General features: G+C 42.9%; 13 protein-coding genes. 10 read left to right on the top strand and 3 right to left on the bottom strand.

Annotated elements, in window-relative coordinates:
- Positions 1 to 22 precede the first annotated feature (22 nt).
- The 4 genes from ABD873_RS12410 (at position 23) to ABD873_RS12395 (ending at position 6,288) form a co-directional block, all read left to right on the top strand.
- Positions 23 to 1,468, top strand: coding sequence for a complex I subunit 4 family protein (locus ABD873_RS12410; protein WP_345068770.1), 1,446 nt, complete (start codon positions 23 to 25; stop codon positions 1,466 to 1,468).
- 18 nt (positions 1,469 to 1,486) lie between these two features.
- Positions 1,487 to 2,872 carry an NADH-quinone oxidoreductase subunit N gene (locus tag ABD873_RS12405; protein ID WP_345068768.1) on the top strand — a complete coding sequence of 462 codons (1,386 nt, stop codon included), beginning with the start codon at positions 1,487 to 1,489 and terminating at the stop codon, positions 2,870 to 2,872.
- A gap of 114 nt (positions 2,873 to 2,986) precedes the next feature.
- Positions 2,987 to 5,503: a DUF5686 family protein gene (locus tag ABD873_RS12400; protein WP_345068766.1), complete on the top strand. Its 2,517-nt coding sequence runs from the start codon at positions 2,987 to 2,989 to the stop codon at positions 5,501 to 5,503.
- Positions 5,504 to 5,508: 5 nt separating this feature from the next.
- Positions 5,509 to 6,288 carry an enoyl-CoA hydratase-related protein gene (locus ABD873_RS12395; RefSeq protein ID WP_345068764.1) on the top strand — a complete coding sequence of 260 codons (780 nt, stop codon included), beginning with the start codon at positions 5,509 to 5,511 and terminating at the stop codon, positions 6,286 to 6,288.
- Positions 6,289 to 6,290: 2 nt separating this feature from the next.
- Here ABD873_RS12395 and ABD873_RS12390 read toward each other — a convergent pair whose 3' ends face one another.
- Positions 6,291 to 6,956 carry a 4'-phosphopantetheinyl transferase family protein gene (locus ABD873_RS12390; protein ID WP_231561426.1) on the bottom strand — a complete coding sequence of 222 codons (666 nt, stop codon included), beginning with the start codon at positions 6,954 to 6,956 and terminating at the stop codon, positions 6,291 to 6,293.
- Positions 6,957 to 7,055: 99 nt separating this feature from the next.
- Here ABD873_RS12390 and dcd point away from each other — a divergent pair, with 99 nt between their 5' ends.
- Entirely contained in the window at positions 7,056 to 7,592 is a 537-nt protein-coding gene (gene dcd, locus ABD873_RS12385; RefSeq protein ID WP_039054002.1) for a dCTP deaminase, read from the top strand.
- Positions 7,593 to 7,648: 56 nt separating this feature from the next.
- Here dcd and prfB read toward each other — a convergent pair.
- Positions 7,649 to 8,732, bottom strand: a protein-coding gene (gene prfB / locus ABD873_RS12380; RefSeq protein ID WP_345068761.1) for a peptide chain release factor 2 whose coding sequence is annotated in 2 segments (ribosomal slippage) — positions 7,649 to 8,671 and positions 8,673 to 8,732 — 1,083 coding nt in all. Because the reading frame shifts where the segments join, the coding sequence is not laid out codon by codon here.
- 83 nt (positions 8,733 to 8,815) lie between these two features.
- Between prfB and pgi the strand changes: the two genes are divergently transcribed.
- Complete coding sequence (gene pgi / locus ABD873_RS12375) at positions 8,816 to 10,462, top strand: glucose-6-phosphate isomerase (protein ID WP_345068759.1); 1,647 nt, start codon at positions 8,816 to 8,818, stop codon at positions 10,460 to 10,462.
- Between the two features lie 70 nt (positions 10,463 to 10,532).
- Here the strand turns inward: pgi and ABD873_RS12370 are convergent, their stop codons facing one another.
- Positions 10,533 to 12,644: a M3 family metallopeptidase gene (locus tag ABD873_RS12370; protein WP_345068757.1), complete on the bottom strand. Its 2,112-nt coding sequence runs from the start codon at positions 12,642 to 12,644 to the stop codon at positions 10,533 to 10,535.
- A 234-nt stretch (positions 12,645 to 12,878) separates the two neighbouring features.
- Here ABD873_RS12370 and ABD873_RS12365 point away from each other — a divergent pair, with 234 nt between their 5' ends.
- From ABD873_RS12365 to ABD873_RS12350, 4 genes are read left to right on the top strand one after another with little or no spacing between them, the layout of a single operon-like run.
- Entirely contained in the window at positions 12,879 to 13,988 is a 1,110-nt protein-coding gene (locus tag ABD873_RS12365; RefSeq protein ID WP_039054521.1) for a DUF4407 domain-containing protein, read from the top strand.
- 57 nt (positions 13,989 to 14,045) lie between these two features.
- The gene (locus ABD873_RS12360) at positions 14,046 to 15,230 is read left to right on the top strand and encodes a DmpA family aminopeptidase (protein ID WP_345068755.1); all 1,185 of its coding nucleotides are present in this window, start codon (positions 14,046 to 14,048) and stop codon (positions 15,228 to 15,230) included.
- Positions 15,199 to 16,314, top strand: coding sequence for a serine hydrolase domain-containing protein (locus ABD873_RS12355; RefSeq protein ID WP_345068753.1), 1,116 nt, complete (start codon positions 15,199 to 15,201; stop codon positions 16,312 to 16,314). Before ABD873_RS12360 ends, ABD873_RS12355 begins: the two co-directional genes overlap by 32 nt.
- 8 nt (positions 16,315 to 16,322) lie before the next feature.
- The gene (locus tag ABD873_RS12350) at positions 16,323 to 17,072 is read left to right on the top strand and encodes an aspartate/glutamate racemase family protein (protein WP_345068751.1); all 750 of its coding nucleotides are present in this window, start codon (positions 16,323 to 16,325) and stop codon (positions 17,070 to 17,072) included.
- Positions 17,073 to 17,080: the final 8 nt, after the last annotated feature.

The following is a 17,080-nucleotide window of genomic DNA, read 5'->3' as shown; positions in this document are numbered from 1 at the left end:
GATTTGAAATAGAAGATAATCAATGAATAACCTTTTTTTATTGCTATTACTGCCTGTTGTAGGCGCCATAGTGTTGGCGTTTACCAAGTCGTCTTCTGTGGCGAGATGGATTGCGCTTGTCTTTTCTTTAATTCAAATCGTCTTGACCGTTCCTCTTGTCTGTTCTTTTGTGCCGGATGCCGGCATTCAGTTTGAGCAGTCGTTGGAATGGATTAAGGAGTTGAATATACGTTTTCATATAGGTGTGGATGGCATCAGCCTGCCTTTGATTCTACTGACTAACGGTCTTATGCCGCTTATTGTGCTGTCCACTTTCCGAAATGATTACAAACATAGTTTTTATGCTTTGGCGAGCTTCATGCAGTCGGGCCTATTGATGGTGTTTGCTGCTTTAGATGCCTTTACTTTTTATGTGGGCTGGGAAATTGCATTGATTCCTATTTACTTTATTTGTGCATTGTGGGGAGAGGGAGACCGTATACGGGTGAATCTCAAATTTTTTGTTTATACGTTTTTCGGCAGCTTGTTGATGCTGATAGCTATTATCTATCTTTCGCAGCAGACGCCTAGCAAAGATTTTGAGTGGACTTCGTTTATGGCCCTTGAACTGAGTGAATACGCACAACGAGTGCTGTTTTGGGCGTTTTTTATCGCTTTCGCTATTAAGATTCCTATTTTCCCATTCCATACATGGCAGCCTGATACATATACATATGCCCCTACGCCGGGAACCATGTTGTTGGCAGGCATTATGCTTAAGATGGGGACTTACGCGTTGATCCGTTGGTTGATTCCTGTTATTCCTTTCGGCACACAGGTGTATGCTCCTATAGCGTTGGTATTATGTATTATAGGCATTGTATATGCTTCTATTATTGCTTTCAAGCAATATGAATCCAAGACATTGGTAGCCTATTCGTCCATTGCACACGTAGGGTTGATAAGTGCCGGCATTTTTGCGTGGAATCAGGAAGGTCTTCAAGGAGCTTTATTGCAGATGATAAACCATGGTATCACTGTAGTGGGGTTGTTTTATGTATTAGACATAATAAAGTCTCGCACGGGAACGAACAACCTAAATGATTTGGGAGGTTTGGCTGCCGCCATGCCGAAGACGGCAACCTTGTTTGCTATTATCCTGTTAGCTGCGGTGGGGTTACCATTGACCAATGGATTTGTGGGAGAGTTTCTACTGTTGAAGTCCTTATACTCACTTCATCTATGGTATGTTGTTTTTGCAGGGCTAACATTGATTTTTGGAGCCGTGTACATGTTGCGTCTATTTCAGAAAACCATGTTAGGCCCCGTGAATCCGAGCTATGCTGCTGTAAAAGATGTCAGTGGGGTAGAACTATTGGTTTTAGTCATCATATCGATATTAATCTTAGTTATAGGTATTAAGCCGAATATATTGCTTCATTTGTCTGAGGCATCGGTAACACAATTGTTGAATTCAGTAAAACTATAAGTTGAAATTGCGAGATATATGGGAGCGATAATAACACTTTCTTTATTAGGGATATTGCTACTTTATTTGGGGCTGTCCAATGCTAAATCTTTGCTCTTGCCAGTTTCTTTGGTGGGGCTGGCTGTAGCTTTGGGCTTCGAAATCTATGCTTGGAATGGTGAGGCGGCACCTCTATATCACGGCATGGTGTTGTTCGATAATTTCGCTCTTGCCTTTTCGGCATTGTGTATTGTTGTTACAGCCCTAGTACTGCTCCTATCTAAGGAATATTTTAGGGCTATAAGCTCCAATGTGGCGGAATATTATGCGCTGATATTGTTTTCGTTGACAGGAGCTTTGATGGTTTGTTCCTATCATAATATGGCTATGCTCTTCATTGGTATTGAGGTGATGAGCGTGGCGCTATATATCCTTGCCGGAATACGGAAGACTGACTTCAGTTCGAATGAAGCAGCATTGAAATATTTTTTGATGGGGGCATTTTCTACAGGCTTTTTACTTTTCGGCATAACCTTACTTTATGGAGCTACAGGCTCTTTCGATATCGAAGGAATAAAGAATTATGTCGTTGACAACCCATCATCTGTGTCGCCATTGTTTTATGCAGGGGTGTTGCTCCTTTTGGTAGGATTGCTGTTTAAGGTGGGGGCGGCACCTTTTCACTTCTGGACGCCGGATGTATATGATGGCTCTCCGATTTTGATTACCGCTTATATGAGTACTGTGGTGAAGGTCGCGTCTTTCGCCGGATTCATCCGTCTGTTTGCCAATGTGTTTGCTCCGCTTCAAGACTTTTGGGTCCCAGTATTGTTGACTGTGATTGTGATTACGTTGTTTGTAGGCAATATTACAGCGTTGATGCAGAGCAGCTTTAAACGTATGCTGGCCTATTCGAGTATTTCCCATGCGGGCTACATGCTATTTGCTATCATTGCCCTAGGGACAAATGCTTCTTCAAGTATTCTGACCTATGGACTTGCCTATTCATTATCCACTATTGCGGCTTTTGCAGGCTTGATTCTTGTGAAGAAGATGCAAGGCTCTGATCAGTTTATGGCTTTTGATGGCCTAGGGAAGACCAATCCTCTGTTGGCGCTGGTGATAACCATTGCTATGCTGTCATTGGCGGGGATACCATTTACGGCGGGCTTTGTGGGCAAGTTTATGCTGTTCAAAAATGTGATGCAGGATTATCATATCATTCTGTTGGTGTTGGCGGTAATCAATGCTGCTATAGGGATATATTATTACCTACGCGTGGTTGTACACATGTATTTTCATGCTCCTGCCGATGGACAGAAAGACCTTGCCGTGTCTATGAATTTTAATATTGTACTTATCATTGCCGCACTGCTTACCGTTTTGGTCGGTGTTTATCCGGATTGCATCATAGCATTACTTTAATTAGATAACATAAAATTTTCCTATCAAGCTCTTCTATATAGGAGAGCTTTTTTTATGGGTTATGTTTTGAACTTGAGGCACAAATTGTATATTTATAAATAACCGATTTTCATTATGGGAAGAGCTGTGTTTTATCATATACGTGTGATTTTGGTACTGTGCTGTTGTTGTTTCGTAAATATGGTGTTGGCACAGGTGCGTGTGAGTGGTATAGTTATGGACGCAGATTCTCATAAGCCCTTGGCAGGGGCAAGTATCCGAACCCCAGAAGGCAAGCTGTTGGCTTCTTCGGACAGTTTAGGTGCCTTCTCCTTTTTTTTGTCTGGCAGTACTAGCCAAGTCATTGTCTCAGCGATGGGATACACTCAGGAATACGTATCGGTAAAAGATAAATCCAAAATAGAGATATTGCTTCGTCATGAAGGCCTTACCATAGAGGAGGTCAAGGTCAATACTAAGCAGAAATACAAAAACAGAAATCCAGCAACAGAGATTATTGATCTTATCATAAGGCATAAAAAGTACAATAAATTAGAGAAGAAGGACAGCTTATATTTTGAGCAATATGAAAAAATAAAGATGGGCTTGGTCGACCCTCAGCGCGTGTTCGACAAGGCACCGTCAAATATGTCATATTTTTTCAACAATGTAGATACTACATTTATGTCTGAGAAGGATGTTCTAAACATCTTCATGAAGGAAACGATCGCCGATGTCTATGTAAAGCAGCATCCGGCACGTCAGAAAAAGATTGTCAAGGCAGAAAAGAAAACGGAGTTCGATCCACGGTATATCAATAATGCGAATATCCATGCTTTCATGGATTATATGTTCCAGCCTATAGATATTTATGACGAGAGTATTTTTCTTATCAATAAGCAATTTTTGAGTCCCATAGCGGATAATGCTAAGCTTTTTTACAAGTATTATATCGTAGATACCTTAAGGACGACAAATGATTTAAGGATACGACTACGCTTTGAGCCGCGCAACAGCAAAGACTTGCTCTTTAGAGGAGATCTTATTGTTTCTATGGATGGCAGATATGCCGTAAGTGACGCCCGTCTCTTCATGGATGAAAAAACGAATGTAAGTTGGATTTCGGATTTAAATTTGCGTTTATCTTATTTCAAGAATGAAGAGGGGATCATGTTGCAGGACACGGCAGAAGTCTCTTTGACTTTCGGAAGAGGAACCAAAGAAGTGATGTTTGGTCATCGCGTCAGCGTGAATAGCGGCTATGATCTTCACTATCCTGTCTCGGAGGAGATGGTGGCAGGAGCACCAATAGAAACCAAGCTGAATCCTCTTTTTTCGTTGGAATTCCATCGCCCGATTATGCTGAATAGCTCTGAGGCCGCCACTTACGTCAATGTGGAGCGTCTAAATAATGAGCCATCATTCAGACGACTGATGAGTGTAGGGTATTTGTTGTCACAAGGCTATTATTCTTTAGGTAAAGTAGAGCTAGGCCCTTTGGAATACTTGTATCATCAGAATCCTATTGAAGGACATAGAATCCGAGTAGGGGGACGTACGACAGCAGCTTTTTCGGATAGAGTGTATATGGAAGGATATCTGGCATATGGTGTGGAAGATAAGGATATGAAATACAACTTCCGCACAGCCATCTCGCTAAACAGAAAGCCTGTTACGACCTTCCCTGCCCATTATCTGGAGTTTTATGTACAACATGATATTTTTGAGCCAGGAAAGAGTTTGGGCTTCCTGAAGGGGGACGGCTTCTTCAGAAGTTTTAGATCCAATAAGCCGACGAAGTATCTGGCTACCGATGCTTTTAAGTTATCTCATCTGATAGAGTTTGGCAACCATGTAAGTCTAGCTACGGCTCTTACCATGCATCATCGTAGTCCTATAGGCGACATGCGCTTCGACCTAGCTGGCGCCCCTTCCAAATCTTTGGAGCATATAAACACGGCCGATTTACAGCTGCTTTTGCGCTGGGCACCTAATGAGCGCTTTTATTACAGAAATTTACAGCGTTCGACGATAGTGCAGAGGGAGCCTGTCTTCACCATTCAATACAACAGAGGGTTCAAAGAGTTTATGGGGGGAGATTACGATTATGACGCTTTGCGTGTGGCGGCGGCCAAGAGATTTTTCCTTAATCAGCTTGGCTTTGCCGATATGACTATCCATGCGGGAAAGATTTGGGGAACATTACCCTATCCGCTGCTTGAAATTCCAGGATTGACAGAGATGAAAGACCGTACCTCCGTTTCGTACGAACGTACGGAATCCATGGAATTTGTTGCCGATAGATTTCTCAAGTTGTCGTATGACCATCGTTTGCAGGGCTTTATACTCAACCGCATTCCTTTGGTGCGTCAGCTGAAATGGCGGGAAACTTTTGGTGCCCGCATGTTCTGGGGAGACCTTTCCGATAAAAATAACCCATATATCAATGGCAATGTGATACGGTTTGAACAAAATGAGGAAGGAACGCCGGTGACGCGCATTATGACCAGCCAGCCGTATTGGGAAGGGTATGTAGGTTTAGAAAATATATTCAAAATATTGTCCGTTCGATATTACGTACGCCTGACGTATGATGATGTCAACGATTCTTTCAAAGACCGATTAAGATTTAATTTACGCTTTAGTTTCTAACCATTATGAACACGTTTAACAATATTACTATAGACAAAGATGGTAAAACCGCTGTGGTAACTATCAACAGGCCATCCAAGATGAATGCTTTGAATGCCGCAACCCTTTCGGAAATAGCCCAGGCCTTCCACGTGTTGGAGGCCGATAATGAGGTGCGTGGCATCATCCTTACCGGGGCGGGAGAGAAAGCCTTTGTTGCAGGAGCAGATATTCAGGAATTTGTCCATCTCAATAAGGAGGAGGCTACACAGCTGTCGCGTAGAGGACATGAGGAGGTGATGAATGTGATTTATAACTTCAGAAAGCCTGTGATTGCCGCAATAAATGGGTTTGCGCTGGGAGGAGGTTTGGAGCTTGCTTTGGCCTGTCATCTTCGCATTGCTGTGGAGAGTGCTAAAGTAGGACTGCCGGAGGTTTCTTTGGGCATCATCCCTGGCTATGGGGGTACACAACGCCTTACGGCTTTAGTGGGACGAGGCAAGGCCTTGGAAATGATTATGACAGGGGATATGATAACGGCGACAGAAGCCTACCAATGGGGGGTATTAAATCATGTTGTCACAGAGGCAGAAGATCTTCTTCCTAAGGCTAAAAGTATTTTAGAACGCACTTACTTACGTTCGGCAACAGCCATAGGGGCAGCCATAGAAGCGGTAAATGCCGGTATTCAAGACAGTGCTGTGGGGAGTGAAGCTGAGATTAGGCTTTTCGGTGAATGTTTCGGTTCTGAAGACATGAAAGAAGGGGTGGCAGCCTTTTTGGAGAAGAGACAGCCTAATTTCTGATATTATTCCACGACGAAGCCCAGCATATAGTCCTTAAATTGTTCGTAATAGACCTGATAGCGGGTGGTATGTCCCTTTTTCTGCAGGTCGAGGTATAGCACACCTTGCGGTTTGTAGTGGAAAGGCTGAATGGTCATATCATGCAAAAAAGAGACGCCACGGTTGCCCTGAAGTTTATAGACTGCTTCTTTGGCGCACCAGCACGCATAGAGCTGTGGTACTTCATGTTCAGGATGAATAAACTGAAGCTCTTCCTTTTTAAGGAATTTTTCTTTGATTCTGACCACCTTGTTCATGACACGCTCCAGGTCAATGCCGCATTCTCCTTTGGTGCTCAGCATGACGCCGGCATATTCGAAAGAATGGGTCAATGAAATTTTGTAAGGGTAGTCAGGCAGATATGGCTTTCCGTTTGCATCGGAAGGACAGTGTATGTATTTGTCGGTCTGCAGTAGGTAGCGCAGCAATACACGTGTGGCTAACCAATGCAGTGTTCGTTTACCTTTGCTCAGTTGACGCAAAGTGTTGCGTTCGTTATCGTCCAATTGCAGCTTGCCGATAAGCTCTTCGGCGGATTCTTCGATTTGCCAAATCGCGAATTTGGTTTGGTTGTCCAGTTCTCTGAGGTAAACGAGTGCCATATCCAAAAGTAGCAATTCTCTACGCATAAAAAAATATTCTTCTCCCTGTTTTCATTTGTTTAACAGGCTCGAATACTGTATTTTTGAATCCTATTTGGTTTTATTCCAATACAATACTAAATCCTTATGATTTTATCCGATAAAAGAATTTTAGAAGAAATAGAAAAAGGCAACATCGTCATCGAGCCTTTCGACAGAAAGTGCTTGGGAACAAACTCTTACGATGTGCATCTTGGTAAATATCTTGCTACCTATAAGGATGAGGTGCTCGATGCCAAAAAACACAATCAGATTGAGCATTTCGAGATCCCTTCGGAAGGATTTGTATTGCAGCCCGGAAAGTTATATTTAGGAGTGACCTTGGAATATACCGAAACGCATGGACATGTGCCTTTTTTGGAAGGGAAGTCTAGTACGGGCCGTCTGGGGATAGATATTCACGCCACAGCAGGGAAGGGCGATGTAGGTTTCTGCAACACCTGGACCTTGGAAATATCTGTGGCACAGCCTGTCCGCGTGTATGCTGGCATGCCTATAGGTCAGTTGATCTATTTTGTGGTTGACGGAGAGATTGAAACTTTCTACAACAGCAAGGACAATGCAAAGTATAACAATAAGACTATCCGTCCGGTGGAAAGTATGATGTGGAAGAATAAGTTTTAACAGGACTTTCATAAAAGCAAAAAGCTCAATCGATATACGGTTGAGCTTTTTGCTTATTATCCTCCGAATTCCATGAGGTATGCTTTGATGAAGTCGTCGAGTTCGCCATCCAAAACGGCTTGTGTGTTGGAAGTTTCCACGTTAGTACGTAGATCTTTTACGAGCTTGTACGGATGTAATACGTAGTTTCGTATTTGAGAACCCCATTCAATTTTTTTCTTGGAACCTTCTATAGCAGCAGCTGCTTCCTGACGTTTACGCATTTCGATTTCGTAGAGTTGCGATTTCAAGAGGCGTAAAGCATTTTCTTTGTTTTGCAGTTGCGAGCGGGATTCTTGGTTTTTGATGATGATACCGGTAGGCTTGTGGTGTAGACGTACGGCCGTCTCCACTTTGTTTACGTTTTGCCCTCCGGCACCGCCTGAACGGAACGTATCCCATTCGATATCGGAATCTTTCACTTCTATTTCTATGTTGTCGTCCACCAATGGGTATACATACACAGAGGCGAAAGAGGTGTGACGCTTGCCGTTAGAGTCGAATGGAGATATACGTACCAGACGGTGTACACCGTTTTCACCTTTTAGGTATCCGTAGGCGAAGTCGCCGGAAAACTGAAGAGTAACGGTTTTTATTCCGGCTACATCTCCTTCCTGATAGTCTTGTTCTGTGACCTTATAGCCGTGTTTTTCGCCCCACATGATATACATACGCATAAGCATGGATGCCCAGTCGCAGGACTCAGTACCTCCGGCTCCCGCCGTGATTTGCAGGATAGCATCCAACTGATCTTCTTCGGCGCTCAGCATGTTTTTAAATTCCAGCTCTTCGACTTCTCTAAGAGCCGTTTGGTATTGGTCCTCAACATCCTGTTCGCTGGCGTCGCCACTCTGGAAAAATTCATACATCACCACGACATCCTCAACAGCATTTGCAACACGGTCGTAGTGTTCTGTCCACAGCTTTAGATTTTTGATGCCTTGAAGAATTTTTTCGGCTTCCTTAGGATTATCCCAGAAGTCGGGTCTTAGGGTTATTTCGGTTTCTTTTTCTATTTCAGCTTTTTTGACATCGATGTCAAAGATGCCTCCTCAGGGACATTACACGATCCCTCAAGTCTTGAATCTGTTCTTTCGTCATACACCAAAATTAGCAAGTATGGTGGTAAATAAAAAATTAAGCATATTTATCTATATTTGATTTTATTTCTAAAAAGACAAAATATGTTACCAAATATAGATTTTACTTCTACCGAAGCGTATAGAAAGCTGGTAGAACGCTATGAGATATTAAAAGACAAAAATATAAAAGACCTTTTTCAGGAAGACCCTTACCGTTTCGAGAAATATTCCGTTCTGCTGGATGATTTGCTATTCGATTACTCGAAGAACAGGTTGGACGAAGAGACTTTTTCCTTACTTATACAGCTGGCGCAGGAATGCCGTTTGGAAGAGGCTATCGACGCCATGTTTTCTGGAAAGAAAATCAATGTGACAGAAGGGAGACCTGTGTTGCATACCGCTTTACGCAACCAGGCTTCACACCCTATCTATGTGGATGGGGAAGATGTGATGCCGAAGGTACGCAAAGTGTTGGCTCATATGAAAGATTTTGTAAGCCGCATTTTATCCGGAGAATGGAAAGGTTACAAAGGGGATACCATCACCGATGTAGTGAATATCGGTATTGGTGGTTCTGACCTAGGACCGGTAATGGTTACTGAGGCGTTGAAACCTTACAAGACCCATCTTAACGTGCATTTCGTTTCCAATGTGGATGGCACTCATATAGCCGAAACATTGAAGAAGGTAAACCCTGCTACGACCTTGTTTCTTATAGCTTCGAAGACTTTTACCACCCAAGAAACTATGGCCAATGCCCATACGGCAAAGGCTTGGTTCTTACAAAGTGGCGCAACCGAACAGGATGTGGCCAAACACTTCGTGGCTTTAAGTACCAACGAGAAGGGAGTGGCCGCTTTCGGTATCGACACTAAGAATATGTTCGAATTCTGGGATTGGGTAGGAGGGCGTTACTCCTTATGGTCGGCCATAGGTCTTTCCATAGCGTTGGGGATAGGTTTTGACAATTTTGAGGAGCTTCTGAAAGGAGCCTACGAAGCGGATGTACACTTCAGGCATACGACATTCGAAAAAAATATTCCTGTGATAATGGCAGTATTAGGCGTTTGGTACAACAATTTCTTTGGAGCTGAAAGTCATGCTATATTGCCTTACGACCAATATCTTCACCGTTTTGCGGCTTATTTCCAACAAGGAGATATGGAGAGCAACGGCAAATATGTGGACAGGAATGGCAACCGTGTTAACTACCAAACAGGACCTATTATCTGGGGAGAGCCAGGGACAAATGGCCAACATGCCTTCTATCAGCTGATACATCAGGGAACAAAACTTATTCCTTGTGATTTCATAGCGCCGGCGGTATCCCACAACGCCATAGGAAACCACCATCAGCTACTGCTATCCAACTTTTTCGCACAGACAGAGGCTCTGATGAATGGAAAGACAGAGGAAGAAGTGGTCAATGAGTTGAAGCAGGCCGGTAAGTCGGAGGAAGAAATAGAAAAGATTAAAGCATATAAAATTTTTGAAGGTAACAGACCGACAAACTCCTTCCTGCTCAAGAAAATCACACCAAAGACATTAGGAATGCTTATCGCTTTATATGAACACAAAATCTTCGTGCAAGGTGTTATCTGGAATATTTACAGCTTCGACCAATGGGGAGTGGAGTTGGGTAAGCAGCTTGCCAATAAGATATTACCGGAATTAGACAACGAAGAGGTGGTGCTAAGTCATGATAGCTCTACTAATGGTCTTATCAACCAGTACAAAGCTTGGCGATAATCGATGAAGATAAAATATATATCAAAAAAGGCTTATTCTTTTGAATAAGCCTTTTTTGATGAAAGTATTATTAGTTTAAGCCTCTTTTCTTCATCAAGTGGATAGGATCGGGGTCTTTACCGCGGAAAGCTCGGTATAATTCTGCCGGATTTACTGTTCCTCCTTTTTCCAAGATATTTTTGCGGAAAGAAGCTGCTGTAACCTCATCGAAAAGTCCTTTTTCTTTGAATGCGGCATAGGCATCTGAATCCAATACTTCTGCCCAGATATAAGCATAATATCCTGCAGAGTAACCTCCTGAGAAGATATGTTGGAAATAGGTGCTTCTATAACGAGGGATAATGGCGTCTATCAAACCAATTTTGTCCATGGCAGCCTTTTCAAAGGTGTTGACATCTCCTGTAATCGGAGTTTTGATAGCATGATAAGCCATATCCAATAGTGATGCAGCAAGATATTCTGTTGTGGCAAAACCTTGGTCGAAGGTTCCTGCTTTTTCCATTTTAGCAATCAAAGAATCTGGAATAGCTTCTCCTGTTTTATAGTGTTTGGCATAGGTTTTCAGCACTTCAGGATCTGCTGCCCAATTTTCCATGATTTGTGAAGGAAGCTCAACGAAATCGCGCGATACTGATGTTCCGGCCAATGATCTGTATTTTACATTAGACATCAAGCCGTGAAGGGCGTGGCCAAATTCGTGGAATAGGGTTGTAGCCTCATCGAAGGTCAACAGTGCCGGCTGGTCACCAACAGGTTTGGTGAAGTTGCACACAATAGAAATTACAGGAGCTACGCGTTTGCCTTCCTTCATATATTGACTTCTGTAAGATGTCATCCATGCACCGCCACGTTTTGATTCACGTGGGAAAAAGTCGGCATACAATAATCCTAGATGAGAACCGTCTTTATCTTTAACTTCATATACCTCAACCTCTTCATGGTAGGTAGGGACATTGTTCAAGGCTACAAAAGTAATCCCGTAAAGTTTTGTCGCTGTTTCGAAGGCACCTTCTCTTACTGAAGCAAGGCTGAAGTATGGCTTTATCTCTTCTTCGTTCAAGGCATAGCGTTTAACACGGATTTTTTCTGCATAGTATCTCCAGTCGTAAGGTGCTACCTTGAACGTATCTTTCGCTGCTTCGATTTCTTTTTGGATGTCGGCAGCTTCGGCTTTAGCCTTATTTATTGCGGGAGTCCACAGCTTGTTCAACAGGTTATATACATTGTTAGGGTTGCCGGCCATAGCTTCTTCCAAGACGTAGGCAGCATGGGATTCATAGCCCAGCAGTTTGGCTTTCTCGAGACGTAGATTGGCGATTTTCAATAGCACGTCTTTGTTGTCGTTGTCATTGCCGTTGTTACCTCTTTTTTGGTAAGCATTCCAGATCTGCTTACGCAGCTCTCTGTTATCTGCATATTGTAAGAAAGGCATCACTGAAGGGTTCGATAAGGTGAATACCCATTTTCCTTCTTTTCCTTTAGCTTTTGCTGTTTCAGCTGCAGCCGCTTTTACGGCTTCAGGAAGTCCTGCCAAATCTTCTTCTTTATCGATAACCAGTTCGTATGCATTTGTCTCTGCCAATAAGTTTTGGCCGAACTTAGTGGTCAGAACAGAAATTTCCGCATTGATTTTTTTAAGTTTTTCCTTGTCGGCATCCGAAAGGTTAGCACCGGAGCGAACAAAGCCTTTGTATGTCTCTTCCAATAACTTTTTGTCCTCGGAATCCAAAGCGAATTTGTTCTGATTGTCGTAAACAAATTTAACGCGCTGGAAAAGCTTGGCATTGAGGTTAATTTCATCCGAATGTGCTGATAGCTTGGGAGCCATCTCCTGCGCTATAGCCTGAAGGCTGTCATTCGTGTTAGCCGAATTGAGGTTATAGAAAATCGTAGAAACATTATTTAGGAGAGAACCTGCATTTTCTAATGCTACGATAGTATTTTCGAAAGTAGGTTCTTCCTTATTGTTGGTGATAGAGTCGATTTCAAGATTATGTCTTTTGAGGGCTTCTTCAAAAGCCGGTTTAAAGTGCTCGTCTTTGATTTTGTCGAAAGGAGGAACATTAAAAGGAGTCTCGTATTCGAGTAGTAAAGGGTTGTCTGTTTGAATTTTGTTTTCTGTGTTGCAACCTACAAACATAGCTGCCATGACCATAAATGGAATGAAACTTTTCTTATTCATTTCAATTTTTTTGTTTACCAATGATTTCATGCAAAAGTACATATTAATTCGTGGAATTATCCAGAACAAATACGTCATTTCGTCAAGATATAAATATTACATTTAACTGTCAAATTTTGGCTCATTAAGGGGGTTTACCGACTTAAAACCTTCACTCACCGAAAATTAACATTTTTTCTACAAACTGATGATTACTTTTGCGCCGATGATTTTGCTTTCGCATAAAAATATAAAATGAACTCTATTCAACATTTCTTTTGGTGGTGTGCGGGGGTACACAAAGAAACATTATCCCGGTATCCTGAAGAACATAGCAAGTATGTTAGTATTGGCGCAACTATTTTCTTCACAGGATTGTTTGCCTCTCTTGCAGGTGGATATGCGTTATATTTTGTGTTTAGTGGAAATGATAATGCCATATTCTATTCTCTTGTGTTTGGGTTGATGTGGGGCCTAGCAATCTTTAATCTAGACAGATACATCGTATTGAGTATAGACAAAAACCAAAACGCTTTCAGGCAGTTTTTGCAAGCATTGCCTCGTATTCTTCTGGCCGTACTTATAGGCTTGGTTATATCGAGGCCTTTGGAACTCAAAATCTTCGATAAGGAAATCCAAGACTATCTACGTGTAGAATATCTTAAAAAACAGCAGGCTGCCATCGATACGTTAAACCGCACTTTCGAAAATAAATACGCTGTAGAATATGGTCAGCTGCGGGCGCTAAAGGTCCAAGCCGACTCGTTGGAGAATGATCTTAAAAAGGCACGCCAAGCGTTGAATCATGAAATCTTCGGCACTAAAACCGATGAGACTTCCGGCGTGATGGGATATGGCCCTTATGCGAAGATGAAAGAAGCTAACCTCAAGAAACAGGAAGTGTATCTCGATACATTAAGAAGTAGAATACAACAGAAAGAAAGTTTGCTTTCGGAGCGAAAGGTGAGGGAAGGGATTATGGCCCAAAAGATTCTTACAGACAGAAGTCTTGACAGTGCCATTAATGTGGCGGGATTTGCTGACCGTAATGCTGCTCTCAGCAATCTGCATAAGAAAGCTGACGGCTCGGAAGATCCTTCGACCAAGTATGCTGTTATTTTCATCACCCTCCTTTTTGTTTTTTTTGAGTGCCTACCTGTCTTCGTTAAGCTGATGAGCAAGAAAGATGTTTACGACATCGCCGTAAACAATCAAAAGGCTGTCCATGCCTTTGAATCTACCTCCGATGTGGATGTGGAGAAAAATGCCCTAAATAAACTTATCTCACAAAGAACGGATGTGGCTATACAGCGGCGCTTGGATAAGCTGTCCCAGATGTACGAGGATCAAAAGAACACGAATTAATACTTAGAACATATTTTTTGGCCATTTTTTAGTATTTTGCATAAGTTTTATTAACCTATGAAGATACTAAAATATGGCTTTTGTATTGCGTTGAGTTGTTGCACGTTTGTACATTCAACGTTGATAGCACAGGAGAAGAGAGTCCGAGCACGTGACTTGGGAATTTCTATTGGAATTTTACCTACTGGAAAGTGGAATGCCATTACTGACGTGGAGGGCGTAAAAGTAGGCCACGTATCCGTAATCCAAGGGGATAGTGTGCGTACCGGCGTTACCGCCATCATTCCACATGACGGCAACATTTTTCAGGATAAGGTGCCTGCCGCTGTATATGTAGGCAACGGCTTCGGAAAACTGATGGGAATCTCCCAAATCCGTGAGTTGGGAAATATAGAAACTCCTATTCTTCTTACAAACACGCTCAATGCTCCTAAGGTAGCGGATGCGCTGATAGACTATATGATACACCTTCCGGGCAACGAGAAAGTACGTTCCGTAAACCCGGTGGTGGGGGAGACGAATGATGGTGGCCTTAATGATATTCGTGGAAGACATGTGCACAAAGAGCATGTGTTTCAGAGTCTTAAGGAAGCCAAGACAGGTCCTGTCGCCGAAGGAAATGTAGGGGCTGGTGTAGGTACCGAGACGTTAGGCTTTAAAGGAGGTATAGGGACAGCTTCGCGTAAGCTGCCTCCTTCAAAGGGAGGTTATACCGTCGGAGTTTTGGTGCAATCCAACTTCGGGGGAGTGCTGCAAATCAATGGAGCTCCTGTAGGAAGGGAGCTGCACAACTTCTACATGATGGAGAAGAAAGAGCCCCATAAAGTGGATGGTTCTTGTATGATTATTATCGCTACCGACGCTCCTCTTTCGCCACGAAATCTGGAACGACTTGCTAAACGATCATATATTGCCTTCGGCAATGTAGGAGCCTTTTCTTCAAATGGCTCCGGCGACTATTCTATTGCTTTCTCTACACATCCTGCCTGTCGTGTTCCATACAATGGAAAGACCATAGAGATGGAAGTCAAGGATGTGCATAATGACGAGATGTCTGCGCTGTTTATGGCAGTATGGGAAGCTACAGAAGAAGCTTTGCTGAACTCGCTGTTCATGGCTGAAGATATGACAGGAATAAATAAACGGACTGTTAGATCTTTGCCGATTAAAGAAACCTTGCAAATCCTTAAAAAATATAATGTGTTAAACCATGACAAACTACCTAAGGCCACAACTAAGTAGGATTCTTGTTGTATTAGTTCTGTTATCCACATTCATTGGCTCTATGCGGAGAGCTTCGGCTCAGTCTATCAGACAGTCGTTGGAAGACATAGCAAAGGAAATCGGCATTCCAGGAATGCAGGTGGCTTTCGCCAGAGGAGAACACGTCAATCTGTATAACTATGGTGTTAAAAAGTACGATACTACAGCCTATGTGTACAACGAGACCCGTTTTCAGGCGGCTTCGTTGACCAAGGTGGTGGCTGCCTACACCTTTTTCCGCCTGATGGACAAAGGACTTATCGAGTTGGATAAGCCTCTTTGGGATTACTATCAATATGACCGCTTAAAGAATACTCCTAATGGCGATAAGATTACAGCAAGGATGGTATTGACCCATCGTTCAGGCTTACTAAACTGGCAGGGAAATGTGCCTTCCGATGCGTGGCGCGCTACACCTCTGACCTTGCAGTTTGAGCCGGGGACTGACTATATGTACTCGGGAGAAGGTTTTTATTTCCTTCAGGAAACATTAGAACATATTACCAACAAATCTTTCCAAACCTTAGTGGAAGAGGAGGTCTTGAGACCAATGGGAATGAAAAACAGCAATATCGTATGGAATGACAGCCTAGAAAATATTGCTGCCTATGGACATTACGAACTGACGAAACCTCGCAAGCTCGGAAAATATAGAAAGTCAAATGCTGCTTACACCTTATACACCACTGCGGAAGATTATATGCGTTTCATTCAGAAAGCCCTTCTTGAAGGTTTTGGATTGAAAAAATCTACGCATAAACTGATGATGCAGAAGGCTGCGGAGGCTAAAAAAGGAGAAAATGGAGATCCTACGGACAAATATGTGCCTTGCGCTTTGGGATTACGTATGCAATTTAATGAAAAAGGAACGGCATATTGGCATACGGGCTCGAATCCCGGTTTCCGTTGTTTTTTCATCACCTATCCGCAACGGGGAGAAACGTTGGTAGCTTTCATGAATACGGACCAAGGTTTCCCGGCTATGAAAAAGTTGCTTCAGCTGTTTTTCGGTAAAGACCAAACTTTCTGGGCATATGACTGGAGAGAAGGAGAATTAGATTAAAAGATAATATGATAGGTATAGTAGGAGGAGTGGGGCCGTTTGCAGGCCTTGATGTTTTCAAGAAGATAATAGAGGAAACAATAGCAAGCAAAGACCAGGACCATCTGCCCGTCTTATTGTCGTCGCAGCCGCATAGAATTGCCGACAGGACAGCCTATCTGTTGGGTGAAGAGAAGGAGAACCCTGCCTTCGCATTGAAAGATATCATCTTGGAGCTCGACAGAGCAGGAGCTACCGTCGCTGCAGTGCCTTGTAATACAGCACATGCACCTGCAATTTTTGATGTTGTAAGGGAAGAGCTCGCAAAGGAAAAACATACTATCCGGCTTTTGCACCTCGTGGAAGAAACGGCAAAATTTATTCATGTCAATTTCCAAGGTAAGAAAGTAGGGGTGTTGAGTACCACGGGAACGAGAAATACAGGGCTTTATAAAAATATATTGGCGCAGTTTGGGATTGATAATATTGCTCCTGAGGATACGTTGCAGGACAAAGTGCATCGAGCAATATATGATGAAACCTACGGCATAAAAGCCTGCTCCTCGCCCGTATCCATAAAGGCACGCGAAGATCTGTTAGAGGTGATAGCATCTCTGAAAGAACAAGGGGCGCAGGTTATCGTGTTGGCTTGTACGGAACTTCCTTTGGCACTCACAGAGAAGGTCTATCTGGATTTGCCCATGGTAGATCCTAACCGTGTGTTAGCACGTGCTCTTATATCCCAAGTGGCACCTCAAAAGCTGAAGCCTCTTACCTAAACATACAA

The sequence above is a fragment of the Sphingobacterium thermophilum genome (assembly GCF_039541675.1).
Classification (GTDB): Bacteria; Bacteroidota; Bacteroidia; order Sphingobacteriales; family Sphingobacteriaceae; genus Sphingobacterium; species Sphingobacterium thermophilum.
Note: the sequence above shows the minus strand (reverse complement) of the source record. Positions and strands in the feature narration are given on the sequence as shown.

What these genes read in the sequence shown, in the direction of transcription:
- ABD873_RS12400 (WP_345068766.1), top strand. Translation starts at nt 2,987, where the DNA reads ATGGGAAGAGCTGTGTTTTATCATATACGTGTGATTTTGGTACTGTGC.
- dcd (WP_039054002.1), top strand. Translation starts at nt 7,056, where the DNA reads ATGATTTTATCCGATAAAAGAATTTTAGAAGAAATAGAAAAAGGCAAC.
- ABD873_RS12405 (WP_345068768.1), top strand. Translation starts at nt 1,487, where the DNA reads ATGGGAGCGATAATAACACTTTCTTTATTAGGGATATTGCTACTTTAT.
- ABD873_RS12410 (WP_345068770.1), top strand. Translation starts at nt 23, where the DNA reads ATGAATAACCTTTTTTTATTGCTATTACTGCCTGTTGTAGGCGCCATA.
- ABD873_RS12390 (WP_231561426.1), bottom strand. Translation starts at nt 6,956, where the DNA reads ATGCGTAGAGAATTGCTACTTTTGGATATGGCACTCGTTTACCTCAGA.
- ABD873_RS12365 (WP_039054521.1), top strand. Translation starts at nt 12,879, where the DNA reads ATGAACTCTATTCAACATTTCTTTTGGTGGTGTGCGGGGGTACACAAA.
- ABD873_RS12395 (WP_345068764.1), top strand. Translation starts at nt 5,509, where the DNA reads ATGAACACGTTTAACAATATTACTATAGACAAAGATGGTAAAACCGCT.
- ABD873_RS12360 (WP_345068755.1), top strand. Translation starts at nt 14,046, where the DNA reads ATGAAGATACTAAAATATGGCTTTTGTATTGCGTTGAGTTGTTGCACG.
- ABD873_RS12350 (WP_345068751.1), top strand. Translation starts at nt 16,323, where the DNA reads ATGATAGGTATAGTAGGAGGAGTGGGGCCGTTTGCAGGCCTTGATGTT.
- ABD873_RS12370 (WP_345068757.1), bottom strand. Translation starts at nt 12,644, where the DNA reads ATGAATAAGAAAAGTTTCATTCCATTTATGGTCATGGCAGCTATGTTT.
- ABD873_RS12355 (WP_345068753.1), top strand. Translation starts at nt 15,199, where the DNA reads ATGACAAACTACCTAAGGCCACAACTAAGTAGGATTCTTGTTGTATTA.
- pgi (WP_345068759.1), top strand. Translation starts at nt 8,816, where the DNA reads ATGTTACCAAATATAGATTTTACTTCTACCGAAGCGTATAGAAAGCTG.